Below are 25,230 nucleotides of genomic sequence, written 5' to 3'. Positions count from 1 at the left end.
TCCTGCATCACTCCAGCGTGAAGTCAATTTCATCGCCGTTTACCACAACCAGATAGTCACCCAGGGGCAATCCCTTCACATCCAGCGGGAAGGTGATCTCAAATGGTTCTATCACCTGCACGCAGGCCACCAGGGTCTGCAGCGGCGTTTCGCCTACAGCCACATAGAAGGTGCTGTTTTTGCGCGTGACCGCAATGTCCAGTTCCACACACGGAGTTGACTTGTAACCCACCACACCCAGCTCCACCTCGGCCGGATCTGTGAAAGAAACCGCCACTGACAGTTCGTTTATGTAAGCGAGCTGTTTTTCAACAGAGTCAACAACCTTGAAGTCACCGTTTTGCGTCATGGTCAGACGCACTTCCTTGAAGTAGTGGGTTGTCCCCGCATTCCTGACAATAGCATCATTGATAGTCAGCTCATTGTCCTCATAGAGCACGCTGTCTCGCTGGGCATGGGCCGTCTGCAGTAAACCAACCATCAGGCCAGTCATCATCAGTTGGGCACCGAACAGTTTTAATATCCTGGAACTCATAATCCTCACCTCTCCTGCATTTTGCTTCCAATGCTTTCCGGCACAATTGTCGGAAATTGTGTGCATTGTGCAAAAAGGCGTTAGAAATGACTGTTGCGGAAATGTAGAAAAATTGTGACTAATTGTACGGCCAGCTCAGCACAAAACAGGCACCTTGCGGCGAGTGCTCAGCAAGGTGGATATCGCCACCATGACGCTGCAGAATCCGCTTGGCAATCGCCAGCCCCAGGCCATAACCGCCAGACTGTCGGTCACGGCTGGTGTCCAGCCGGGCAAAGGGTTCGAAAACCCGCTGCCAGTCAGCTTCGGGAATGCCGGGGCCGTCATCAAAGATGCACAGTTTGACCTCACCTGCCCTGATCAGACAACTGACAGTCACCTCCGTTACCGCATAGCGGAGACAGTTACGGACGATGTTATGAATGGCCCGGGCCAGCAGTTCGGGATTGAATGCCACGGCCGTCAGGTCGTCTTCGGGCTTTACGTTCAACAGCACGGGCGGTTGTGAGTCTCGATACTGTGCCAGTTGCAACTTCAACCAGTCATTCAGTCTGACAGTGTGCAACTGAAGTTGCAGGTTATCCTCGCTAAGTCTGGCATAGGTCAGCATCTCATCAATCAGTTCCTCCAGCTCCTGGACATCGGATTTCATGCCGTTGAGGTGCTCTGTCAGACGCTCGCCGGCTTCCATCTTCGGGATCATTTCCAGTCCGAATTTGAAGCGCGCCAGCGGTGTGTGTAACTCATGCGCCACCGCATTGGTCAGATCACGATGCGCAGTCACCAGATACTGTATGCGCTCCGCCATTTTGTTAAATGAGCTGGCCACCGGCAGAATACTGGAGTTGCTGCCCACCGCTACCCGCGTCTCAAAGTCATCGCGGCCGAACTGGCTGGCCGCGTGACGAAGTGCACTCAGATCCCGGTAGAACGGCCTGAGCCATAGAAACAGCAGCAGTGCCACCAACAAGTAGTAGCTGACAATCACCAGGGTTTCGACAGAGGCCTGGGATACGGGCGGCGCCGGCAGTGGCCCGAGCGCAATGAGCTGCTCGCCTGAAGGCAACATGCGGTAGAGGATTTCCTGCGAATTTCCGTCTATAAAGGTCTGCACGGTCCCACTGCGAAGCGCGGTCAAAAACGCCTGCTGGTCACCCATTTCGGCAACCTCGTAGAGACTCACCGGCACGCCGGCCGCCTCCTCCAGCGTTGGCTGCATGGTCTCAAACAATCTGCTTACAGCGCCCGGCTCTTCGCCTTCCCCGGCCAGTATCAGTTCAATGAACGCGAATTCGGCGCTATAACGTTCCGCACTGCTCTGCTGATTATCCGGCAGCAGCCAGAGCAACAGGCTATCCAGTGCCAGCGCGACAATCAGTATGCCGGCGGCAATGACGCTGTAAGAGCGGAAAAACAGCCAGGACGACAATTGATTTTTCATAGGCCGTTCACGCCCAGGCCGAGGCGACAAACAGATATCCCTTGCCCCAGATGGTGCGGATCCTGAATGGTTGTTCCGGGTTATCGTGAAGTTTTTTGCGCAGCCGCGAAATGCGCACATCGACCGTGCGATCCAGGCCGTCATAGTCAATGCCGCGAATACGGCTGTAAATATCATCGCGACTCAGCACAGAGCCGGCATGCTGCGCCAGGTAGGCGAGCAGCTCAAACTCCTGGGTTGTCAGATCCACATCAACACCATCCAGCACCACCCGGTGCGACTGCAGATCCACCAGCAGGCGGCCAAATACCAGTTGTTCGCTCTGGGGTGAATGTGTGCTCTGCCTTGAACGGCGCAGCAGCGCCCGCAATCGCGCCAGCAGCACAGGTGGCTCAATCGGCTTGGTGACAAAATCATCAGCACCCAGCTCCAGTCCCATCACATGATCAATATCGCTGCTTTTCGCCGTCAGGATCAATATCGGGCCGGCGAAAGTCTTGCGCAATTCGGTACAAACCTGCAGTCCGTTCATGCCGGGCAGCATCAGATCCAGAACCACTATGTCCACCTGACTGGCATCAAAACTGGCAATGGCGACATCGCCCTGATGCTGCACAGTGACTTCAAAATATTCCTGCGCCAGGTAGTCTCGAACCAGACTGGCCAGACGCACATCATCTTCGATCAGCAACAGTCGAACGGCAGATGACGGGGCAGATGTTGTCTGAGACGATGCTGTCTGTTGGTTCATGAGAAAATACTCCAGGCGTGACGGCGTCGTCGGCGCGTATCACGCAGGTCTCGTTTGATTACCGGTATGTCGATCTGGCTCAGAATCTGCCCGGTCTCTGCATCCTGCAGAAGTACACTAATATTGTTTTCCCGCGTCAGTTCAACAGTATGGTCACCCTGCCGTCGTGCCTGCCAGCACTGTAGAACGCCGGTCTGTTCTGCCAGCCTCAGACAGACATTCCGGTCATGTTCAGCCGTCCAGCTTAGTTGCAGTTGCAACTGACACAGCTCTTCACCGGGAGCGATCACACACAAGCGCGGCTGCGCACTCAGCGTAACGCCTTCATCGGCCTGCACGTCGCAAAGTGCCAGGGCAAGCAACATGGCACACAGATACATCGCAACAGATTGTGCGGACGCGAAACAACCCACAGTCCGGGTTGCCGTGTCTGATACCACCCTGCGCGCTGTAAATTCTGTCAACATGCGGCAGCAGGTTTATTTGAATTGATAATAAATACCGACAAATGCCGTACTCACACGACCTCGCTCGATAATGGGACTGCGTTTGATGTTCTGACTCAAAAATTCCTGTTCCACGACGCCGACCAGCCGCCAGCGTTCGCTCAGGGCCCGGCTGGCGGAAAAACGGATCACCGAGTTGACGCCGGATTTGCCCCGATAGGCCGGTCGGCCCTCAATCACTTCGTCGGGCCTGACGCCATAGTAATAATCAACCAGCTCACGGCTTTTCCATTCCATGCCCAGCGTCAGGCTGAATTCACTGTGACGCGTAATCCAGGGGTATGAGTAGGCCAGCCACGCTGACTGCCCGCGATGCGTGCCACTGACATCGCTCAGCAACTGCGCCTGCAGATCGCCCCAGCGACTGATATACAGCAGCTCTATGCCTGAATTGACGGCAAAATCCCGTTCCGGCAAGGACGCATCCAGATCTTCAAAAACAAATTCTTCAAGTTCCGAGGTGCCCAGCGATTCCAGATCGACCGTCTCACCGCCGGCAATTCCAATCGTCCCGAAGCCCTTGTCGATGGCCAGTTCCCTCAGACTGGAAATATCCAGTCCCGAACTGCCATTGCTCAAGTAGCTGAAATAGTTACGCTCATTGTTGAAGGTCAAAAGAAGGTTAGCGGAGAATTGATCAGTCTGATTGAAGGTATAACCAACATCACCATTATCAAAAAACCAGCGCTCGCCATACCAGGCCAGATCAACGATGGCATTCTGGGTAAGATCATCCGAGGCAACAAACGGATTACTGCGCCGCCCGACCCCGGCGGCCACACCCATGGTCCAGGCGCTTGGCTGAGCGCTGGCTGTTGCCTGCGGGGATTCCTGCGCGGCAGCAGGCAGCGGAAGACCCAGAGCCAACGCAATCGACAACAGACACCCGGCATACCACCGGAGTGCAGTGACAGGGTGTGTTGACTCAATGCGCCGGAACGGAATTCTCGTCAAGATCAGTCTCGTGAAATTTCATCAGAGGTAACAGTGTCAGTCTACCGACTTGGCACTGCAGAAATTGTATGGGTTTTGACGTTGAATTGTTAACAAATGTAATCAGCTGCCAACACCAATCCATATGCCAGCCAGCATACCGGGCATCAGCGCCAGCGCCAGCACTGCCACAAACCAGATATTCTGCTTGAGCCCGGTAATGTACGCAAATATCACACCCTTCACCAGTGTGTTAACCACTGCCGCCATCAGAATGCCGTTTGCGGCAACAGGCGGAGCCAGCTCCTCTGTGGCCATGCGCGACAATGACAGCGTAATGGCATCCACGTCAATCAGCCCCGAGGCCAGCGCCAGGGCGTAAATACCACTGTCACCAAACCAGGCCACCAGCGCTTTGGACAACAGCAATATAACGGCCAGTAGCAATCCGAATTGCATGGCGGTCTTCAGCTGCAGGGGATTAGGCAGCTTAACCTGCTCTGCCAGATTTGCCGGTGCCTGCTGATGACGACGCCAGATAAAGCCGGCCGCCACCACCATGCCCACACCCATGAGACCCAGCGGCAAAATTACCAGCGACAGCAGCGCCGGATTGACAACCAACACCTCGATCAGCACTCTGGCAAACATCACACTGCCCGCCAGCAAAATGCCGGCGATATACAAGTGCTTGCGCGCGGATTTGTGGCAGAAATTGGCCAGCGTAATGGTGACGGCTGTCGAAGATGCCAACGCACCGGCCAGTGCAATGATCAGTACTCCCATGCGGGCACCGGTCAGTTTGACGGCTATATAACCCACAAATGACAGCCCGCTGATCAGCACAACCATCCACCAGATCCAGTAGGGATTCAACGCCTGCCAGGGGCCGAAACCCTGATCGGGCAACAGCGGCAGCATCACCACAGAAATCAGCAGCAGAATCACCCCTGAAGAAAATTCCTGTTGTGAGATCTGGCCCAGCCATCTGTGCAGTACGCGTTTATAACCCAGCAGCGCCACAACAACCACGGCTGCACCCAGCGCCGCCAATTGCTGGCCAGCAGCAGCCCAGGCGGCCAGCAGGAAAGTCAGCAACATCGCAAAGGCTGTCGTTGTCCCCCGGTCCTGATTGGTTTTGAAATCCAGCACGTGGGCAACCACCACTAATGCAGCCACTGCGGCAAACACCGACACCAAAAGCCAATTACCGAACTGCTGTGCAGAGATGGCTGATACACCGCCCAGCACACCAATAATGCCAAAGGTCCGCAGTCCCGCCACACGCGAGCCTTCATTGGCCTCGCGCCCGCTCCAGCCGCGCTCCGAACCGATCAGCAGGCCAACAACCAGCGCAGCTGTCAGATTCAGTGCCAGTTGATAGTCAATGTCCATCTTGCATACCTGCCTGTCGGCGGTAATCGGAGGGTGTGGTGTCCATTCGCTCCCGGAATGCACGATTGAAGGCAGACAGTGAGGAATAACCGACATCCATGGCAATGCGGGACACCGGGTAGCGGGTGCTACGAATCAGATGACAGGCCTCACGAATCCGGTAGTTGTTCAGAAACTGATTGAAGTTTTTATAACGCATGGATTTATTGATAGTCTGTCTGGCCTTGTATTCCAGAACACCAATGTGCCCGGCCAGATCAGCAATGGTAAGACCCGGCTCTCTATACAGATGCTGCTCCTGCATGGCCTGTTCTATCGCCGTAATCAGCGCCTGATCAGTTGAATCAGCCACTTCGTCACCATTATTCGCAACGGGTGGCGGTGCGGGATTCGGGGCCACAATCTTCAGCGCACCATCGGAGGTGCCAATGGCGCCCAGATTAAATGCCAGAGCAACCGCAAACAGGCTGAAAGAAGCCAGTATCACGTAAGGATCAACACCACCGGCAAGCCCATCCTCCAGTAAATCATTCAGGATGTCGCAGGTCACAATAAAAATGACCACCGTACCCAGACCGGTGACAAAGGCAATACGGAACTTACGACGCTCCTCCAGCAAGTCGAAGCCGTAACCACGTACCGCCAGATAAATAGCGTGCAGCGGAAAGCCCAGTAGAATCAGCTGTGATCCATAATTAACCAATAATGCTGCCAAACCCGGTGCCAGAATGACCGAACCAGTAAAGTCCAGCGCAAAACAGGCAGCGATCGCCAGCCAGGCTATGCCGTGCTGTTTTTTCTCATCCACAAACAGGATTGATGCAATAAGCCACAGAAAAAAGGGTGCCAGCGTTGCGAGAATGTCCAGTACGATATCAGTCCACGAACCAGCCTGAAGATTCAAAGATTCGTTCAACAGATAGGCAATGGTACACAGGCTGAACGCACTAACCAGTTTACCGATTGTATTTCGGTAGTGAATCAGAAAGTGAATCGCCATAAACACGAACTGTGAAATGGCCATTGAAGAGACGATGATCGTTGCTGCGTCCATAGCTGTGCACGTCGACTGATACAGCGTTTATTCTGAACCAGCCATGTCTGGCTTTAAACCTTATTTTCAACTGAATTCTGATCAATTCTGAAGAGATCACAATCAGTCAATGCAAGCCATTGAAATATGGCCATATATGACAACTATTGTGCATTTCTGAAATTCGCAGCAAAGGCCAAATCATTTTGATATAAGGGAGCGCGTCAGCGTTCAGCTCGCTAGCATGACGACTGTTTATCACTCAGGAGACATGGCTATGGGACAACTCGACTGGAAACAACGATGGCTGGCACTATGCCTGATTATTTGGGGAAGCGTGGCATTTGCCAACGAACGAATCGGTAACTTCACACTACTTGATCAGCACGGCAAAGCCACTGAGCTGCACTATCACAGCGATGCCACTGCGGTGGTATTGATGGCCTATCGAAGTGACTCAGCACCGGCGGTGCAGGCTGCCAGAGCACTGATGCAGCTGCAGTCGCAATTCGACAATCTTCGCGTCTTCCTGATCAATACAGGCAATGAGCAACGGGCCGATATTCGGCAATCTCTGCGTGAGTCTGGTGTAGAACTGCCAGTGCTCATTGATCGCGTCGGCCTCATCAAGCAGGATCTGGGTTTTGAATATGCAGGGCAGGCTCTGTTACTGGACCCGGCGCGCTGGCAACTTGTTTATCAGGGCCCGGTACTGAATCCTGCCAGTCAAGCCACAGACCCTCTTGCGCGGGCACTGCAGGAACATTATGCCGGCCAGCCGGTCAGCGAAGCTGTCATCGCCATGCCTGACTCATTCCATGACCAGACACTGGCCATTGATAACACAGCGGCACAAAATCCGGTCTCTTACAGCGAGACCATCGCACCCATATTGATGCAGAAATGTGTTGACTGCCATCGCCCTGGCGGCATCGGGCCCTGGTCCATGACCGGTCATCTGATGGTGCAGGGTTTTTCTCCCATGATTCGCGAAACCATTCTGACCAAACGTATGCCGCCCTGGCATGCTGATCCGGAGGTGGGACATTTCGCCCAGGATATCAGCCTGACGGTGGAAGAAGAGCGCGCGATTATCAACTGGATTGATGCCGGAGCGCCAAGAGGTGACGGACCCGACCCGCTGGCGGATGTCACACCGGTAGAAAGCAACTGGACCCTGGGGGAGCCTGATCTGATCATCGACCTGCCCGCCTTTACGGTGCCTGCCACCGGGGTGCTGGACTACGAGGATTTTGAAGTGCCTAATCCTCTGAACGAGCCGGTCTGGGTAAAGGCCGTACAGATCATTCCCGGCGATCGGCAGGCCGTGCACCACGTTATTGCAACCGTCGGTCCCAACTCGACAAGCAGCGGCGGAGTAAACGGCAATGCCCTGACCGATCCACAATTAATGACATTTGTCCCCGGCAACGATGTTTATCAATATCCTGAAGGGACGGGACTCTACGTGCCTGCGGGCAGCTCATTCCATGCACAGATGCACTACACGACCTACGGCCGCGAATCGTCTGATAAAACACGCATAGGCCTGTACTTTGCAGATCACGAACCTGAACATGTCCTGCAGCACTATGCCATTATCAACCCGCAGCTGAGTATTCCGGCAGGTGCCCGGGAGCACGAAGAATCCGCCTACTATCAATTACAGAGAGACGCAGTGGTGTACGCGCTGTTTCCGCACGCACACTATCGCGGCAAAGCGTCAAGTTTCAGTTTTCGCTACCCCGACGGACGAGAGGAGCTGGTGTTAAGTTCACCGAATTATGATTTTAACTGGCAACGTTATTTCAAGTTTGAGGAACCCAAACGAGTCCCGGCTGGCACCATGATCATTCATCGAACGATTTATGACAATTCAGCCAATAACCCCAGCAACCCTGAACCTGATGCGCTGGTCAGCTGGGGTGAGCAAACCTCGGAAGAGATGTTGTACGGCGGCATCTCCTATCGCTATCTTGAGCCACCGCAACCGGGATTTATCGTCGACCCGCAGTCCCATTTCATGACCAGCCTGGCGTTAGGTTTTCTGGACATCAATATGGATGGCAGAGTGTCGTTGAGTGAGATGCCAGCCCCCATGAGAGATGCGCTGGCACTCACCTTCACCATGCTGGATAACAATAAATCAGGGGGGCTCGAATATGATCAGCTCTTTCAACTGATCACGCAGACGCCGGTGGGGGAGGCGCTGATGGACGCGATATAAAAAAGACCTGAGTTTGCGTGCCGTCCTCATTATCCTGCAACTCACCGCGCTGCATGCCCGCCTTGAGCAGCACGCGGTGAGAAGCGGCGTTTTCGGGTGCTGTGGTCGCGATCACATAGTGAATGCCCAGACTGGCAAAGGCGTATTCCAACAATGCTGTAGCAGCTTCAGTAGCAAATCCCTGACCCCAGACTGAACGCATAAAAGCGTACTTGATCTCGGCCTCCGGCTGCCCGCCAGGGTGGACAATGCCGCAGAAACCAATAATCTCGCGGCTGCCTTTGAGCTCGACCGTACACATGCCGTAGCCACGTGTCACATAATTATTTTGCGTGATCTGCATCCACTGGCGACAGCCTTCCTCGGTAATCGGCGACCCGTCCCCCACCCAGCGCATGGCTTCAGCGTCACTGTACACCGCAAAAATGGCCGGCAGGTCAGATTCACGCCAGCGCCGTACACACAGACGTTCGGTTTCAAACAGCTTGTCGGCATGCTCGCTGTCAGTCATGATTAGAAGCATCTAACCCAAGAAAGGTGATTTCACCATCCTCACCAAACAGGTATGCACAGTTCTTGCCGGAGTTTTTTGCTTTGTACATAGCCTGATCTGCCTGCCGTAACAATTGATCCTCCGTTGTTTCAATTGTTTGCGGAAACACGCTGATGCCAATACTGGCAGAAATGTGACACTGAACCCCGTCAACATCAAAAGCATCAGCGGCTGCGTGCAGCAAACGGCGCAGCACAGGTGTAATATCCTGGATATTGTTAAAACCTGTCAGCATGACCACAAACTCATCACCGCCCAGGCGAGCCGCCGTATCGCCGTCACGAATTGATGCAGTCAGGCGATCACCAAACAGTCGCAGCACCTGGTCACCTGCATCGTGGCCATGGGTATCGTTAATTGTCTTAAAACCATCCAGATCCGTATATACAACAGCCAGCTTATTGCCTTGCCGTCTTGCATTTGCCATGGCCTGATGCAGTCGGTCAGACAACAGCAGTCGATTCGGCAACCCCGTCAACGCATCATAATGAGCAATATGTTCCATTTTTGCTTCATGCTCTTTCAGTGGCGTGATGTCTGTTGATATGCCCAGGATACCAACAAGCTTGGGGTTATCACCTCCCTCATAAATCGGTGACTTGACGTCGAGATAGACCACTCTCAATCCGTCTTCACGGATCACTTCCAATTCTTCTCGGGTCTTTTCACCAGCCAGCACCACCTTATCTGTCCTAGCGATATGCTGGCAGCTGGATTCCGGAAAGAACTCCTCATCAGAACAGCCCCGCAGACTTTTTTCATCACGCCCAAAAAGTTCCAGCGATGCACGGTTTGCGTAAACATAACGACGCTGCGTGTCCTTGATGTAGATATAGGCATCAACCACATCCAGCGCCTGACGAAAACGTTGAGCTTCTGCGTTGGCCTGCCGCAGCGACAGCTCCATTTTCTTGCGATCACTGATATCAGAAACACTGCCTATCAGTCGCAGCGGCTTATCTTCAGCGTTACGACTGACGACTGAGCCACGATCCAGTACCCATATATACTTGCCGTTATCACATCGCAGGCGGTATTCACTGTTATAACTGTCTGTCACGCCTTCGACGTAGTCCTGAAGAGTCTGCCTGGCACGCTCATCGTCGTCCGGATGGATACGTGATTCCCAGTCGTGCAGGGAATCACTGGTGGTCGACTCGGAGAGCCCTAACATCTTGCGCCAACCGTGTGAATAATAGACCGTGTTGGTGCTCACATCCCAGTCCCAGACCCCATCGCCCGGGCCGTCAAGGGCAAAACGCCAGCGCTGCTCACTGACCTTCAATTCCTGCTCACGTTCCCGGATGTCTTTGGTTAGCTTTTCCGCCAGATGCAACGCTCTGTTGCGCGTGGCAGACAGGCTTGAAATCAGCGAATACAAAAGAATGCTGATCATGCTGCCAACAATACCGGTCGCAATCGTCAGGGAATAATCAACCGCGCCCGCACCTGACTGCGAGGCAAACTGCAACAGCCAGCGTTTGCCGTTAAAGTCGACAACAGACTCCAGCACCGGCTCAAAGTCATCGAGGTCAGTTGTTAGGTTACTGAACAACAGTGACGCTTCGCTGACAGTTTCGTCATAGATCCGGATTGCAAAGTCCTGTGAGTCGGCTGAACCACCACCTGCAATCAAACCGCTCATCAGATCAGACATCCGGTATGGGCTATAGGCCCACCCTATCAACGCAGCACGACGCTGTTCAACAGTGGCTGCAGCCTGTCCGGGGCGGTAAACCGGCACGTACATCAACGTGCCTGCCTGCACATCAACACCGGTCTCCTGAAGCAGCTCAACCTTTCCAGTCAGCGCGGCACGGCCAGTGTCTCTGGCCTGTGACATGGCTGCCTGACGTACCGGCTCGGAAAACATATCAAAACCAAATGCCTGCTGATTTCGCATGTCAAATGGTTCCAGATAGACAATAGACGAATAGATCTCACGATCTCCGGGCGGCATGACATGGTAATCAGGAAAACCTTCCGCCCTCACTGATGCTTCGTGTTCGGCAAGGTCCTGCGGATAGATAAGCTGACTGAAGCCAATGCCCTGAACGTTAGCCATAGTGCTGTTCACACGCATCAGCTCGGTGTGTCTGCGCCACTGGTCCCGGGAGATCTGCGCATCAATCTGAAATAGACCGGCCATACTGCGTAGCACCAGCGCATAGGCTTGTAATCGCTCCTCAATCTTCACGATAGTCTCGCTGGCTCGCAGCCTGATCAGGTCATCAGCCTCGTGCGCAGCATTGCGTGCTATCGCAACTGTCACCAGGCCGGTCAGCAAAAGTGACAGGATCAAAATCCCGATAGCGAAGGAAGATTTGTGAGTAAAAAAAGGCAGTTTGAATAACAACATTGAGCAAGAGCCTGGGAACAATCAACTGATTGTAACAGCACTCGTCAGGCACCAAAAGCCGGACACGGCACAGGCGCTAACCTGCGCACCGTGCCGGTCCTGCAATTGAGCCGCAATCAGAACTCCAGCTGCACACCCAGGCGTACTTGCCACAGAGACTGGGTCTCTTGCAGATCACTGATGCTGCGTGGGTTAAAGCGCTCAAAGACGTACTGTCCCTGCGCGTTAACCGACTGTGTCACCACATCCGGCGAGAAGAACTGGGCATCGTACTGGTGTCCCCACTCGTCGTTGAGCAGGTTCAGGAAGTTGTACACTTTGACATACATCCTGGCCTTGGCACCCTCAAAGAAGGCCGGCAGCTCCTGATCCAGTCGCAGATCCATGCGCGAGGTCCAGCGTGAGTACTGGTCGTTACGGGTCGTAAAACCCTGGTCAAGGCCGTTGTCGTCAATGAACTGCGCAAAGGCCGCCACGTCAAAGTTCGGACCCACCACCACATTCGGGTCGTTCGGGCCGGGCACGTAGAGCAGGTGTCGACGGTTTCTGCTGTTAGAACCTTCCAGACCGCTACTGCTCATGGTCCAGCTCTGCGGCTGACCCTTGGCGCGGAACCACTGCGCCGTAACACGAGTCTCGTACCCCGGCAGGAACTCGCGACCATAGCTCACCCGCGCCGTAAAGCGGTGCGGCGATTCATAGTTTGACGTCCCTGCAGTCGGGTTGTTCAGGTCATACAGCGCCAGGTTGGAGAAGTTGGAACCGGCGACGGCAGAGGTCATGGGGCTGACATCCTCGGCCTGGGTATAAGCATAGCCGAAGGTCCAGTCCAGTCCCCAGTCGTGAGTCTGTTTGGCCAGCAGCGACAAGGAATGACTGTCAGGCGACTCGCTAGAGTTGGTCAACATGTAGTTGCTCTGACCACGCACATTGCCATAAATGGGCTGACCGGCCGTTGTGCTGCCGACAACATCCTGAGCCACATCGACGTAGTAGGCCGGGTCGTTCTGCTTTGAGTACAGGTAATCGCCTTCCAGTATGGTGCCCATCGGCAACGTATAAGTGGCACCCAGTGCAAACTTCCATTCAGAAGGCTGTTCGTAGTCAGGGTCAATCAATACCAGGAAGTTGGTCGACGCATTGGCAGCTGTGGTGGAGGCAACCGCATCCTTCATCGCCTGCGGTACGTCATAACCCGGTCGCTGGCTGCCGCTGAGCACATAATCAGTCAACACGGACTGATTGGCATTGTTGCGGTCACGGATCTGCACATTGGACAGACCGTCATTGCTCCATGCATTGGAAATCCAGACATTGGGGTTGCCACCGGAGTAAAGCCCCAGACCACCTCGGACGGTAAGATTATCCATGGCCTCCCAGGTAAAGCCGATACGTGGCATCAACAGATCCAGGCCGTCAATATTGGCGTCGTTGCGCAGACCACCATTAAGGCTGGTAAATGCCTGGTTAAACTTGGGCCGGTCATCACTGCTGAACCAGTCATAGCGAAGCCCCGCTACCAAGGTCAGGTTGTAGTCGTATAACTGAAACTCATCCTGCACATATAAAGTGTTGAGTACGTTACTGAAACTCGCTGCCGCGTCCGCTGCATTATTGGTACCACCACCACTGCCATAGAAAATGTCAGTGGGAATACCCAGTTCAAAGTTGTCGATGCCGGTCAGGCCACAGTTCGGATCATTCTGACGACCCTGCGCGGTCAGATCCGCACAATAAGCCGGGTTGTTTGCGGAGTCATCGGCAAAGCGATATTCACCGCCGCGGGCGTGCTGCACGAACTGATTGAAAATAGCCAGGTCTTCACGCTCGTAGCCCACTGTCACCACATGGTCGCGCCACAGGTATTCAGCCGTCAATTTCAGGAAGTCAGACTCAGTGTTCAGGGCATTGGCCTGTCGGGAGTCATCCGCACCCAGGTAAACAGTATTGCTGCCCATATAAATCTGGAACTCGGCGAAATCACGCGGTCCAACGGTGATCTGGGAGTCGTCCATGGTGTTGCGACTGACAAACAGGTCGGTGGACAGCGCACTGTTCCACTGCGAGGCCAGCTTGAAGGTCAAGGTCTCTGACACGGCGCCCTTTTTGTAAAAGTGATTGGCAAACTCAAACTCGTTGCTGTCCGAGTCGGAGGCGCGATCTTCCACACCATCATAGAAGTTATAAATCACAGAGGCGTCGTGCTGCTCACTGATATTCCAGTCCAGACGCAGCATATACTTCTCTTCGGTCTGAGCACCGTCTGATGGCATGCCGCCGGTATCATAGTCATACACACTGGAGGCAATGTTGTTGATGCGGTCGAAATCAGACTTGCTCAGCCATGGACGGACCACACCGTTGGACGAGCCGGCATAACCCTGGGCAATAAACTCGGGCTCTTCACGCTCTTCATAGGCGCCGTAGAAAAACACTCTGTCGCGCATCAGCGGGCCACCGATGCTGAAACCACGGGTTTCTTCGGTGTAATCCTGACTGGGGAAGTTCTGCTCAGCACCGTCCACGGTCAGTTTGTCGCCGCGCATGTCCTGATTGTTGTATTCAAAGAAGGCCGTACCGGTCCAGGTGTTACTGCCTGACTTGGTGACGGCATTGATGTTACAGGCTGTGAAACCACCATAGGTGACATCAAAAGGTGCCAGTTCTACGGCTACCTGCGCGACCCCCTCAAACGGAAACGGCATACCAGTGGCTGTTGAATAACCATTGTCGTTCAGACCAAAGCGATCGTTCTGACTCACACCATCCAGGCTGATGCTGTTAAAGCGCGGATGTTTGCCAATACAATTGATGGCTGAGTTGGTATCCAGATTAAGACGCGGGTCGTAAATAAAGACGTCTTTGATATCGCGATCGAAGGCCACTGATGTCGCCAGGTCAAACGTAGAATAGGTAGCCGCCGGGCCAGATGCCACATCCACAAAGTTGCCCGATCGTCCCAGCACCAGAACCTCTTCCACCTGCGCGGCATTCATATCAATGCGCAGGTTATAAATATCGCCCAGTGAGATAGAATCCACGACAACCGATCGACCACCATCGACAGTAACGCGATAGGGACCGCCGACCGGCAGATTGGTCGCATAAAACGCGCCCGAGTCATTGGTCTGCAATGTACGGACGGCACCGGTACGGGTATCCTCGATCACAACGGTGGCATTGGCCTGTGGGTTGCCGCTGCTGCCGCTGATCACACCTCTGATTGCCGAGGTCATGTCCTGTGCGAAAACCGATGCTGACAGACCCAGTCCGATCAGGACTGAGGTCGCCAGCAATTTCTTCTTCATGAAACCTTTAGATAAAACCATTTCTGCTCCCCTTAAGAGTAATAACCAACTCGTCAAGATAAGGGGAGTAGTTGACAATCAGATGAAATAATTGCGTCAATTCTTTGAAGGTTGTACGACACCTTCTGAGCATCAGGTAGGCTCCTGGAAATTCTGGTGTTATACTCCGGCTCGCCCAGCTTGAGAAAATCAAAAAATCCAATTAAAACAAAACCAAACCGGACAGGAATGTGCTGACTCTGCTCAATGCTCTGCAACCCCTCTATATTGTCAATATCCTTATAGGCATGACACTGGCGTTCTGTGTGAGTTTTGTGGCAGCTGGTCAGCACCGTGACCTGATGGTATGGGCTTCAGGATTTGCCCTGTATGCCCTTGCTTTTGCGCTCTTCGGTCTGCGAACTGAAATTCCTCCTTTTTTAAGTGTCGTGGGTGGCAATGCAGCCATGGCCATCATGTTCGCGATGTTTTCCGAGGGACTTTGCAGACTTTATGGTTTTAGCGTTTCGCGCTGGATAATCTGGGTTATGCCTGCCCTGGCGGTAGTGGCCTTTGCCTGGTATCACGATGATTTCGAACGCCGCGTTCAGGTTGGTGTTGTTGTCAGCAGCTACCACAGCCTGTTGGTTTTATATCTGATCATCCGAAGCGTGATGTCGGGTCACGGTCGGGGACGTTGGATTATATTCGCTGCCGTTGCCACTTATGCTCTGATGTTTCTTTTCAGATCTATCCTCGTTGTATCCGGTGTGAGCCGCGGCGACGGATTTCTGGCTCCAGGTATAGAACAGTCTATCTATTTTTCGATCGCTGCTGTATCAATCGTCATGTTTGCGATTGGACTACTCGTCATCTACAAAGAAAAGGCGGAGGCGGTTGCCTTGCAGCAAGCACATAACGACCCATTGACCGCAATCGGAAACCGGCGTGTTCTGAAACAGCGCCTGCAGGAATTGTCTGGCAGGCCCACCGAAGGGCCAATGTACTGCGCCCTGCTGTTGCTGGATCTGGACCACTTCAAAGATCTGAATGACACCTATGGTCATGCATTAGGCGACCAGTTGCTTGTCCACGTTGCTGAGCGACTTAAGCGCTGTGTGAATCATACAGATACGGTAATCAGGCTGGGTGGAGATGAATTCGTCGTTATCCTGGATCATCTAGGTTGTGACGAATCGGAAGCTCGCAGCAAATCTGAATCGGTGGCACGAAGGATTCTGGATCAGATCTGTCAACCTTACCGATTAAAGCTGACCTCTGAACAAACTAATGAAACAGAAGATCTGAACTACCGAATTACCGTCAGCGTTGGAGTGGCTTTGTTTTCCTGCCGCGGCTTTAATCACGAAGATGTCCTGCGTCAAGCCGATATTGCCATGTACAATGCCAAACGCGTTGGTCGCAACACCTATCATCTGGATATCTGTCAGCATGACTCTGAAAGTACTGCACACCTCTGACTGGCACCTGGGCCGCAGCCTTTACGGACAGCGCCGCTATGAGGAGTTCGATGCCTTCCTGGCCTGGATGCTCGATACCCTTCGTGAGCAGCAGACAGACATTCTGCTCATCGCTGGTGACGTGTTCGACACCACAGCACCCAGCAACCGTGCCATGCAACAGTATTACAACTTTCTGCGTGATGCCGCGCACAGTGGCTGCCAGCATGTCGTAATCATTGGCGGCAACCACGATTCACCGACTTTTCTTAACGCTCCGCGACAGATATTAAAAACCCTGAATGTGCATGTAGTCGGCGCCAAAACCGACAACCCCGCCGATGAAGTGCTGCGTCTGGATGATGCTGACGGCAAACCCCTGGCGCTGGTCTGCGCCGTGCCCTATCTGCGCGACCGCGATATCCGCAGCGCCGAAGCGGGTGAGAGCATCGAAGACAAAGAGCAGAAACTGCTGGATGGCATCCGGGCCCACTATCAGGAAGTCACAGAGACAGCAGAGCGTCTGCGCGGCGAGCTGGAGCAGCAGTTTGCCAACGACATCCCGCTGATTGGCATGGGCCACCTTTGGACGGCAGGCGGCCAGGTCGGCGAGGGTGTGCGGGAGCTGTATGTCGGCTCGCTGGCCCATGTTGGCACAGACATTTTTCCACCCACGCTGGATTATGTGGCGCTGGGGCACTTGCACATACCGCAATCGGTCAGCGGCAAGGCATATATCCGCTACAGCGGCTCTCCTTTGCCTATGGGTTTTGGTGAGGCGCGCCAGCAAAAGACTGTCTGTGTTCTCGAATTTACGGGACGCAAGGTCGAGATCACTCAGACCGACATTCCCGGCTTTCAACGCCTGCGCCAGATCAGCGGCAATCTGAGCGGCTTGCAGGCCGAGCTTCAGGCGCTGCTTGAAGACGGCATTTCTACCTGGGTAGAGGCTATCTATACCGGTGAAGAGATCGTGCCCGACCTGCGCGACAAGCTGCTGGAGGCCCTGGCCGACGATGAACAGCAACTCATCACCCTGCTGCGCGTTAAAAATCAGCGTATCAGTGTGCAGACCCTGAAGGCACAGGAAAGCGATCAGACCCTGGATGACCTGACGCCTCAGGATGTTTTTGCCCGCTGCCTGGACGCCCATGACGTGCCTGAAGAGCAGCGCCCGGAACTGCTGCATCTGTATCAGGACGTGCTGCGCCGGGTGCAGGAAGCGGATAGCAGGGCGGAATAAAAATGCGCATCCTCAGCATCCGTTTTAAAAACCTTAACTCTCTGGCCGGCGAGTGGAACATCGACCTGACTCACCCCGCCTACACCAGTGACGGCATATTTGCCATTACCGGCCCCACCGGCGCGGGCAAATCCACCCTGCTGGATGCCATGTGCCTGGCTTTGTACGGACAAACACCACGGCTGGGTAATATCACCGCTTCCGGCAATGAAATCATGACCCGGCAGACCGGCGAGTGTTTCGCGGAAGTCACGTTCAGTACCCAAAGCGGCGTCTATCAAGCCCACTGGTCCCAACATCGCGCGCGCAAAAAGCCGGGTGCCAAATTGCAGCATGCCAAACACGAACTGGCAGATGCCACCAGCAGCAAAATCATCGACAGCAAACTGAGCACCGTCGGTGCCCGCATCGTCGACATCACGGGCATGGACTTTGAGCGTTTCACACAGTCCATGTTGCTGGCCCAGGGCGGCTTTGCTGCCTTTCTGCGCGCCGATGCCGATGATCGCGCCCCCATTCTGGAAAAAATCACCGGCACTCGTATCTACAGTGACATCTCCATTGCCGTGCACGAGCGACTAAGTGAGGCAAAACAACAGCTGTCAATGCTCACGGCAGAGCTGCAGGGCATGCGCCTGCTCAGCGCAGAAGAAGAGACGCAACTGCGCACCGAAATCGACACGCTGTCCGGCCAGTTGCAGACAGAAACGGCCACGTTGAACAAACTGCGTGAGCAACAGCAGTGGAAACTGAACTGCGAACAATTGACTAACAAACTGAAACGACTCAACGCAGAACTGGATCGCTGGAAGCAACAGGACCAAGCGTTTCATGCTTCACGCGACACGCTGGCAGCTGCCAATCGCGCCATGGAGATAAGTGCTGTTTATGCCACGCTGACGGCGCTGCGCAGCGACCAGCAATCGGAGCAGCAACAGCTGAACAAAGCCCGCGCAAGGTTGCCGGAGCTGATCAACCTTCTGCAAACAGAACAGGCTCAATTGACTGAGGCCCGGCAGGCCAGCAAGCAAGCCAGCACAGAGCTGGAGAAAATGCGCCCACTGTTCAGACAGGTGCATGTATTGGACAGCCGCATGGCTGACGCACAGCAGAATCTGCTCAGCCTGCACGATAAACTGGCTGACGCCCTGCCGGACAAGATCAAGCTGCCGGACAATCAGAGCATTGCTGAACAGCATTTGCTCGCTGCACAAAAAGCCGTTGAAGAGCGCCAACTCAAACTTGACGGCATCATGCAGGACAAAACCGCCGCCCAATGGCGCGCGGCGCAGACGACCCTGTCGCGGCAGATCGCTGATGTTGACACCTTGCGCGGCTTGATGACTCAACAGACCGAGCTGAACAGCCAGTTGACAGGCATTGAGCAGGATTCAGTCGGGACTGACGATGCCCTGTCGACTTGCCTGACGGAACTACAGCAGGCTGATGAACTAGTGTCGGCACATAAAAAAACGCTGAACGCCCTGCGCCAGCAACAACAACTGAAGCAGCGGCTTATTGATCTGGAAAACCTTCGATCCCAACTTGAAGAGCAGCAGCCCTGTCCACTCTGCGGCGCTACCGATCATCCTTACGCAGAGCATTTGCCCGATATCAATCTTGACTCTGTGCAACAGGAAATTGATCAGGCCGAACAGCAACTCTTTACGAGTGAGCAAAAACGCAGTCAGCACCATACAACCCAAATCAAGCTTGGCACCCAACGTGAATTTCTGATCCGGCAGAAAACAGATCTGCAGGACAGGCTGAGTAAACTGGCACTGCGCATCGAAGCATTATGCAATGAATTTGAGCTTGCCAACAATACCGAAGCCGCAGACGCCTGCCTGCAATCTCTGCACAAACAACAGCAGCAAATCTCAGACACCCTGCAGGCTATTGACGAGTGTGAACTGGCACTTAAACAAAGTCAGAAAGAGCTGCAACAAACCCTGCTGATTCGCGATGCATTGCTGATCAAAGCCGATATCAACAAACAGGAGCAGCTGCTGGCGGAACTGCGCCAGCAGCGCCACTCAATGTTGGGCGAAAAGAATGCTGAGCAGGAAGAAACCCGCCTGCAGAAAGCCGTTGAACAGGCGCAGCAGCACCTGGAGAAGATTCGCACGCAGCACCTCAAGACCGAACAGGATCAACAACGCTGCGATCAGCAGATACAGACACACACGCAGAGCCTCGAATCGCGCGCACCCAGGCTGCAAACACTCGAAGACGACTTCGGCACTGCGCTTGAGAGTCAGCAATTTGCTGACGAGGCCAGCTTCAAAGCAGCGCAGTTAAATGAGTCGGAACGACGCGCCCTGGAAAAATCTGACCGTGAACTTCAGCAACAGGGTACGGCCCTGCGCGGGGCTCTGGATCAGACTCATCAAGAGCTGGACCATGAGCTGGCCAGAGCACTGACAGAAGAGCCGCTAAGCACGCTGCAGGAAAAGACCAGCAAGCAGGACAGTCTGACCCGCACCTTGCAGGAAAAACTCGGTGCCCGACGCCAGCAACTGCAGTCCAATGAATATGTGCGCAAGCAGCAACAGCAACTGTCAGAGAAAATTGACCTGCAAAAAGTTGAGACGGAGCGCTGGGCACGCCTGCACGATCTGATTGGCTCAGGCGACGGCAAGAAGTACCGCAATTTCGCCCAGGGCCTGACCTTTGAGTTGATGATTCAACATGCCAATGTGCAGCTACAGAAGATGACAGATCGCTATCTGTTGACCCGTGACAAAGGCCAACCGCTGGACCTTAATGTCATCGACAATTATCAGGCAGGCGAGATCCGTTCCACCAAAAACCTGTCGGGCGGCGAAAGCTTTATTGTATCGCTGGCGCTGGCGCTGGGTTTATCACGCATGGCCAGTCGCAATGTCAGAGTGGATTCTCTGTTTTTGGACGAAGGTTTCGGAACCCTGGACGAGGAAGCGTTGGAGACGGCGCTGGAAACACTGACCAGTCTGCAGCAGGAAGGCAAACTGATTGGTGTGATATCGCATGTCAATGCGCTCAAAGAACGCATTGCCACACAAATTGTTGTCAGCCCGGTCGCCGGCGGGCGCAGTCGCCTGCAAGGACCGGGCATCAAAGCCGTCGATTAAGTACCCAGACGATATCGCAGCTTTATCACCAATTGGCTGGCCAGCGGATTCTCCCAGGCATCATCAAACTGATCGCGGAAATCAAAGATACCAACGCGACGATTACTGTTGCGGTTATAGACAATAAACAAATCTGACAAAGGGGCTATCTCCCAGCGATAACGAAGCTGGAAGTTCATCCGCGAAATACTGAAGTCACCAGGCGTGCCGGCATGCTGGGCTACTTCAACCAAATCGCGATTTCGCGTGGGTGCGTCAGCCGGCAACAGGAAATAGCGATCACCACGAGCTTTGATGCCGATCCATTGCATGCCGGCACTGATCTGCTGTTTAGCAGTCAGATAATATTCCAGACGCAGGTTGCTTTCCCATTGGTTGGTATCAAAAGCCGTAAAGCGCTGATCACCCTGATGCAACAGCCAGCCGCCGCGCTCCTGATAGGTCACATCGGCAGACATGTTCAAATTGGCCAGCGGACGATAGTTCACGCCAAGGTCGTATCTGTAGCTATTGCCGCTGGCAAATTCCTCCGAACGGCCAACACCGACATTCCAACTGAACGGCAACGCCGTGTTGGTGCGGTAGTTGATACTGCCGTTTACCCGTTCCCGGGTTGAGAACGTACCGTTCCCGAAACTGTTCAAATCGTCATAACGCTTCGGGAAATACTGAAAATTCAGATTGATGCGATCAAGGTTGTTCAGCGTTATGTTAGTACTGACAACGGGGATCGCATTATTGGTCCTGTCCCCATCCAGACTCTCCTCATAACGCAAAAAAGGACTGACACGAATATCACGCACACGGGTCAGACCAGTCTTGACCCATTCGAAGCGATACCAGGCTTCCCAGACATTATTGCGATCCTGATAACCGAAGTCATTAATATCGATGGTGTCATCGAGGTAGGTCAGATTCAGGGTGTGAGTAAATCCCTGTCGAGGCGAATACACAATATCAGTGAAAGCGCCATAGCCTTGCCCTTTGTCATCGGAATCCGAGGTCACTACCGCGCCATCAAAACTCCAAATACCGCCCTGCGTCAGGTAACGGTAGTCTACTGCGTGAACTTCGGCATCGGACTCGTTGTGGGCCACCAATGTACCGATGTAACCGAGACCACGATAGGCCGCTCCGCCGCCTGCATCCTCATATAACACTCGAAAAGCGGTAAAGTCCCGCCCAGTCTGCTCAACACGCTCACCATTGCTGGCCCTAAATTGCGTATCGTCTTCAAGCGCGGTCAACAGGCCATAACGAATGTTGCCTGCCTGACCCGTTGCTTTGACGGCACCCAGCAAGTCGGAATTCTTAATACGTTCGCGTGCGCTTAATGACACCCCTGGTTCCAGCTCCGGCGTGCGTGGACGGCCGCCAATCCGGCGGGTGTTCAAGATGGTAAAGCGCTTGCCGGATCTGCCATTGGCGCGCGAGGTGACATTGAAAATTTCCTGACCTTCCTGAAAAAACAGTCGTTTTTCAGGGAAAAACACTTCAGTGGCGGTCAGGTTAACCACTACATCGTCCGCTTCGGCAGAACCAAAATCAGGATTCAGGGTGGCAGTCATCTGAAAATTACTGGATGGGCGCCAGAACACGTCAACGCCGGTACGATGATCCCAGGTGCTATCAATCTCATCGTAGGTTGAAGCAACAGACGGAAACAGACTCCACTGCTGCCGCGGATTAACATCATCCAGGACCAGTCGCGGATAATTGCTCAAAAAGATGGGATCTGAGCGCGCAATCACCGGCCACGCCCAGAACTGATTCAGGTGAGCGACAGCACGCTCCGAATAGAACCCGATTTGGCGCTCACCGTCTCGTGACGGCATTGCCAGTTGCCCCCATGGTACAAAAAATTCTGCTGACCAGCCGTCATCTGTCTCTGCGGTTGCCCCATACCAGGCACCATCCCACTGACTGTCGTACTGGCGCTCCGGCAAGATGGTGCCGTCCATCTGATTGTCACCAAGCGCCAAACTCATCCAGTAGCCGTACTGACCTTCACCGGAACTGTCCAGGGTGAAGGTAATTCGATCACGATTCTCCATACGGTTATCGCGAGCCGTGATCCGCCGAACTAATGTATCTTTGGGCTGTTCCATATCAAAGCCAACATAGATACCTCGGTCAGTGTAAAAAATACGAATCTCAGTCCTGTAGGGAACCCCCTCCAATGTTTCCGGGTCTACCACGCCGTAGCCACTGTAGACCGTCAGGCCGGACCAGACGTCATCATCCAGGATACCATCCAGACTAATATCGACATTATCCGCAACGCGTTGCAGAGGTAACTGGGTCTCACGACCGAACCGGGCAACGCTCTGATCAGCGGAAGGTCCGGGAGTTTGTGCAGAGGCAAGCTGCCAGGTCTGGGAGGCCATAATGCCGACGATAGACAGATGTAAGAGGGATTTCAAAACAACGTTCCTGTAATTTGAATATGTGAAATTAAACTGATTGAGTATAGCGGAATTGCGGCAACACGACGTTCAACGAATTGCAGCAAATATTGTCCAATTGTGAATGGGCGGTTGTATTCAAAGGTTCAATCCCTTGCCAGCCCGGTTTAATTACTCAATAATCGAACCGTCGACCGACATTAAACTGTAACGATAGTTGACGACGGGGAGGAGAATAATAATGAATTTCCGATTGAAAGCCAGTTATTTCATCCTGAGCCTCAGTACGCTGGCCGGTGCCCGCATGGCCGAAGCTGACGCGGTGCAGCAAGAGTGAGGTGCATAACCACAGGCTTAAGACTGGCCACCCTTGGTGCACTCATGGTGCTGGTGGCCTGTCAGGACTCACAGACGCCCGCCACTGAGATTGAGATGTTGCAGTCAAACACCGCAAGTCCTGCTTTAAACACTGTCCCGCCAGACCCCACTGTCAATGATCTTCAGGATCTGATGCGCACCGGACGGCTGAGCGCCGAACAACTGGTGCAGCATTATCTGGATCGCATTGCCCGTCTGGATGCTGATTATAACGCTGTCGTAGAGGTCAATCCTGATGCACTGCGCATTGCCCGGGAGCTGGACCAGGAACGCGCCAGTGGACGGGAACGCTCCGCTTTGCACGGCATTCCTGTGCTTCTGAAAGACAATATCGACACCGCTGACCAAATGAAAACCACGGCCGGAAGCCTGGCGCTGCTGCATATGCCAACACCTGCCAGTGATGCTTTTGTGGTTCAGCGACTACGCGACGCCGGTGCCGTCATACTGGGCAAAACCAACCTTAGCGAGTGGGCCAACTTCCGCTCCACCGAATCATCCAGCGGCTGGTCAGCACGCGGTGGTCAAACCCGCAACGCCTATTCGGCAGCGCACACGCCCTGCGGCTCCAGCTCAGGGTCAGCCGTCGCCGTGGCTGCCGATCTGACGGTCATCGCCGTCGGCACCGAAACCAATGGCTCCATCATCTGTCCGGCCAGCAATAACAGTGTTGTTGGCATCAAACCAACTCTGGGGCTGATATCCCGAAGCGGCATCATCCCGATTGCCATCAGTCAGGACACCGCCGGCCCGATGACGCGCACGGTTGCTGATGCGGCCCTCAGTCTGGGCGCCATGGTGGGTGCTGACCCGTCTGACGCCATCACTGACAATGATCAGACCCGCAGCACTCTCGACTACAGTGATTATCTGCTGGATGGCAGCCTGACAGGCAAACGTATTGGTGTGATGCGCAGTCTGTTCGGGCGCAACCCTCAGGTCGATGCTCTGATGGAGGCGCAACTGGACATATTACGTGAGGCCGGAGCCACAGTTGTCGACATCCCGCTGGGCGGCAACAATGAAATGAGTGCGGCGAGTTATCAGGTTCTGCTCTATGAGTTTAAAGACGGACTGAATCGCTACCTGCAGAGCCGGGGCGGCTTTTATCAATCCCTGGAACACATCATACGATTTAATGAGGTCAATGAGCGCTTGCAGATGCCCTGGTTTGGCCAGGAGATTTTCTTGCAGGCCCAGGCCAAGGGCAACCTGGACGAGCCGGCTTATCACAACGCCTTGCGACTCGCAAAAAACACGGCTCAAGAGCTGCTGAACGAAGCATTGAGCGCCGACAATCTGGATGCTATTGTTGCACCCAGTAACGGCCCGGGATGGCTGATTGATCTGGAAAACGGTGACAACGGTGCATCGGTCAATTATGTCTCCAGCTCTGGTCTGGCGGCGATATCCGGCTACCCTTCCATTACTGTGCCAGCGGGCTATGTCAACGGCCAGCCCGTGGGTATATCTTTTATGGGACAGGCTTTTTCTGAGCCCTTGCTGATCAGCATCGCTCACGACTATGAACGCCTGAGCGCAGCCCGGGAATCTGCCCGCCGTTAAAGCGGCCTGATGGCCGACCGGATTATTCAATTGCAGGGACACGCC

16 protein-coding genes are annotated in these 25,230 nt (G+C 54.1%); 5 read left to right on the top strand and 11 right to left on the bottom strand.

Annotated elements, in window-relative coordinates; all coding sequences use genetic code 11:
* Window positions 1-7: 7 nt before the first annotated feature.
* The 7 genes from PS2015_RS05380 to PS2015_RS05350 form a co-directional block, all read right to left on the bottom strand.
* Window positions 8-535 (bottom strand): hypothetical protein, encoded by a 528-nt coding sequence (locus PS2015_RS05380; RefSeq protein ID WP_058021260.1) that lies wholly within the window; start codon window positions 533-535, stop codon window positions 8-10.
* 118 nt (window positions 536-653) lie between these two features.
* Window positions 654-1,976, bottom strand: a complete 1,323-nt coding sequence (locus tag PS2015_RS05375; RefSeq protein ID WP_058021259.1) for an ATP-binding protein — start codon at window positions 1,974-1,976, stop codon at window positions 654-656.
* A gap of 7 nt (window positions 1,977-1,983) precedes the next feature.
* Window positions 1,984-2,727, bottom strand: coding sequence for a winged helix-turn-helix domain-containing protein (locus tag PS2015_RS05370; protein WP_058021258.1), 744 nt, complete (start codon window positions 2,725-2,727; stop codon window positions 1,984-1,986).
* Window positions 2,724-3,194 (bottom strand): DUF3019 domain-containing protein, encoded by a 471-nt coding sequence (locus PS2015_RS05365; protein WP_082627976.1) that lies wholly within the window; start codon window positions 3,192-3,194, stop codon window positions 2,724-2,726. The genes PS2015_RS05370 and PS2015_RS05365 overlap by 4 nt, the downstream gene beginning before the upstream one ends.
* A 12-nt stretch (window positions 3,195-3,206) precedes the next feature.
* A complete protein-coding gene (locus tag PS2015_RS05360) occupies window positions 3,207-4,187 on the bottom strand; it encodes a MipA/OmpV family protein (protein ID WP_156412668.1) in 981 nt (326 codons plus the stop codon).
* Window positions 4,188-4,289: 102 nt separating this feature from the next.
* Window positions 4,290-5,561 (bottom strand): MgtC/SapB family protein, encoded by a 1,272-nt coding sequence (locus tag PS2015_RS05355; protein WP_058021255.1) that lies wholly within the window; start codon window positions 5,559-5,561, stop codon window positions 4,290-4,292.
* The gene (locus PS2015_RS05350) at window positions 5,551-6,615 is read right to left on the bottom strand and encodes a helix-turn-helix domain-containing protein (protein ID WP_082627975.1); all 1,065 of its coding nucleotides are present in this window, start codon (window positions 6,613-6,615) and stop codon (window positions 5,551-5,553) included. The genes PS2015_RS05355 and PS2015_RS05350 overlap by 11 nt, the downstream gene beginning before the upstream one ends.
* Window positions 6,616-6,871: 256 nt before the next feature.
* Here PS2015_RS05350 and PS2015_RS05345 point away from each other — a divergent pair, with 256 nt between their 5' ends.
* Entirely contained in the window at window positions 6,872-8,821 is a 1,950-nt protein-coding gene (locus PS2015_RS05345) for a redoxin domain-containing protein (protein WP_058021253.1), read from the top strand.
* On the opposite strand, the gene PS2015_RS05340 is transcribed toward PS2015_RS05345, so the two are convergent.
* From PS2015_RS05340 to PS2015_RS05330, 3 genes are all read right to left on the bottom strand, one after another.
* A complete protein-coding gene (locus tag PS2015_RS05340; RefSeq protein ID WP_058021252.1) occupies window positions 8,778-9,332 on the bottom strand; it encodes a GNAT family N-acetyltransferase in 555 nt (184 codons plus the stop codon). The genes PS2015_RS05345 and PS2015_RS05340 overlap by 44 nt on opposite strands.
* On the bottom strand, window positions 9,325-11,733 hold the full coding sequence (locus PS2015_RS05335) for a sensor domain-containing diguanylate cyclase (RefSeq protein ID WP_058021251.1): 2,409 nt from the start codon (window positions 11,731-11,733) through the stop codon (window positions 9,325-9,327). Before PS2015_RS05335 ends, PS2015_RS05340 begins: the two co-directional genes overlap by 8 nt.
* Window positions 11,734-11,849: 116 nt before the next feature.
* Window positions 11,850-15,062: a TonB-dependent receptor gene (locus PS2015_RS05330; protein WP_058021250.1), complete on the bottom strand. Its 3,213-nt coding sequence runs from the start codon at window positions 15,060-15,062 to the stop codon at window positions 11,850-11,852.
* 209 nt (window positions 15,063-15,271) lie between these two features.
* Between PS2015_RS05330 and PS2015_RS05325 the strand changes: the two genes are divergently transcribed.
* From PS2015_RS05325 to PS2015_RS05315, 3 genes are read left to right on the top strand one after another with little or no spacing between them, the layout of a single operon-like run.
* Window positions 15,272-16,501, top strand: coding sequence for a GGDEF domain-containing protein (locus PS2015_RS05325; protein WP_058021249.1), 1,230 nt, complete (start codon window positions 15,272-15,274; stop codon window positions 16,499-16,501).
* On the top strand, window positions 16,473-17,723 hold the full coding sequence (locus PS2015_RS05320) for an exonuclease SbcCD subunit D C-terminal domain-containing protein (RefSeq protein WP_335338259.1): 1,251 nt from the start codon (window positions 16,473-16,475) through the stop codon (window positions 17,721-17,723). Before PS2015_RS05325 ends, PS2015_RS05320 begins: the two co-directional genes overlap by 29 nt.
* Window positions 17,724-17,725: 2 nt before the next feature.
* Window positions 17,726-20,836, top strand: coding sequence for an AAA family ATPase (locus PS2015_RS05315; RefSeq protein ID WP_058021248.1), 3,111 nt, complete (start codon window positions 17,726-17,728; stop codon window positions 20,834-20,836).
* Here PS2015_RS05315 and PS2015_RS05310 read toward each other — a convergent pair.
* Window positions 20,833-23,259 (bottom strand): DUF5916 domain-containing protein, encoded by a 2,427-nt coding sequence (locus PS2015_RS05310; protein WP_058021247.1) that lies wholly within the window; start codon window positions 23,257-23,259, stop codon window positions 20,833-20,835. The genes PS2015_RS05315 and PS2015_RS05310 overlap by 4 nt on opposite strands.
* A gap of 315 nt (window positions 23,260-23,574) precedes the next feature.
* Between PS2015_RS05310 and PS2015_RS05305 the strand changes: the two genes are divergently transcribed.
* Complete coding sequence (locus PS2015_RS05305; RefSeq protein ID WP_237113389.1) at window positions 23,575-25,185, top strand: amidase; 1,611 nt, start codon at window positions 23,575-23,577, stop codon at window positions 25,183-25,185.
* Window positions 25,186-25,230: the final 45 nt, after the last annotated feature.

Source organism: Pseudohongiella spirulinae, assembly GCF_001444425.1.
GTDB lineage: Bacteria > Pseudomonadota > Gammaproteobacteria > Pseudomonadales > Pseudohongiellaceae > Pseudohongiella > Pseudohongiella spirulinae.
Note: the sequence above shows the minus strand (reverse complement) of the source record. Positions and strands in the feature narration are given on the sequence as shown.

Coding starts and splice junctions, on each gene's coding strand:
- PS2015_RS05380 (WP_058021260.1), bottom strand. CDS start 535: ATGAGTTCCAGGATATTAAAACTGTTCGGTGCCCAACTGATGATGACT.
- PS2015_RS05375 (WP_058021259.1), bottom strand. CDS start 1,976: ATGAAAAATCAATTGTCGTCCTGGCTGTTTTTCCGCTCTTACAGCGTC.
- PS2015_RS05370 (WP_058021258.1), bottom strand. CDS start 2,727: ATGAACCAACAGACAGCATCGTCTCAGACAACATCTGCCCCGTCATCT.
- PS2015_RS05365 (WP_082627976.1), bottom strand. CDS start 3,194: ATGTTGACAGAATTTACAGCGCGCAGGGTGGTATCAGACACGGCAACC.
- PS2015_RS05355 (WP_058021255.1), bottom strand. CDS start 5,561: ATGGACATTGACTATCAACTGGCACTGAATCTGACAGCTGCGCTGGTT.
- PS2015_RS05350 (WP_082627975.1), bottom strand. CDS start 6,615: ATGGACGCAGCAACGATCATCGTCTCTTCAATGGCCATTTCACAGTTC.
- PS2015_RS05345 (WP_058021253.1), top strand. CDS start 6,872: ATGGGACAACTCGACTGGAAACAACGATGGCTGGCACTATGCCTGATT.
- PS2015_RS05340 (WP_058021252.1), bottom strand. CDS start 9,332: ATGACTGACAGCGAGCATGCCGACAAGCTGTTTGAAACCGAACGTCTG.
- PS2015_RS05335 (WP_058021251.1), bottom strand. CDS start 11,733: ATGTTGTTATTCAAACTGCCTTTTTTTACTCACAAATCTTCCTTCGCT.
- PS2015_RS05330 (WP_058021250.1), bottom strand. CDS start 15,062: ATGGTTTTATCTAAAGGTTTCATGAAGAAGAAATTGCTGGCGACCTCA.
- PS2015_RS05320 (WP_335338259.1), top strand. CDS start 16,473: ATGACTCTGAAAGTACTGCACACCTCTGACTGGCACCTGGGCCGCAGC.
- PS2015_RS05315 (WP_058021248.1), top strand. CDS start 17,726: ATGCGCATCCTCAGCATCCGTTTTAAAAACCTTAACTCTCTGGCCGGC.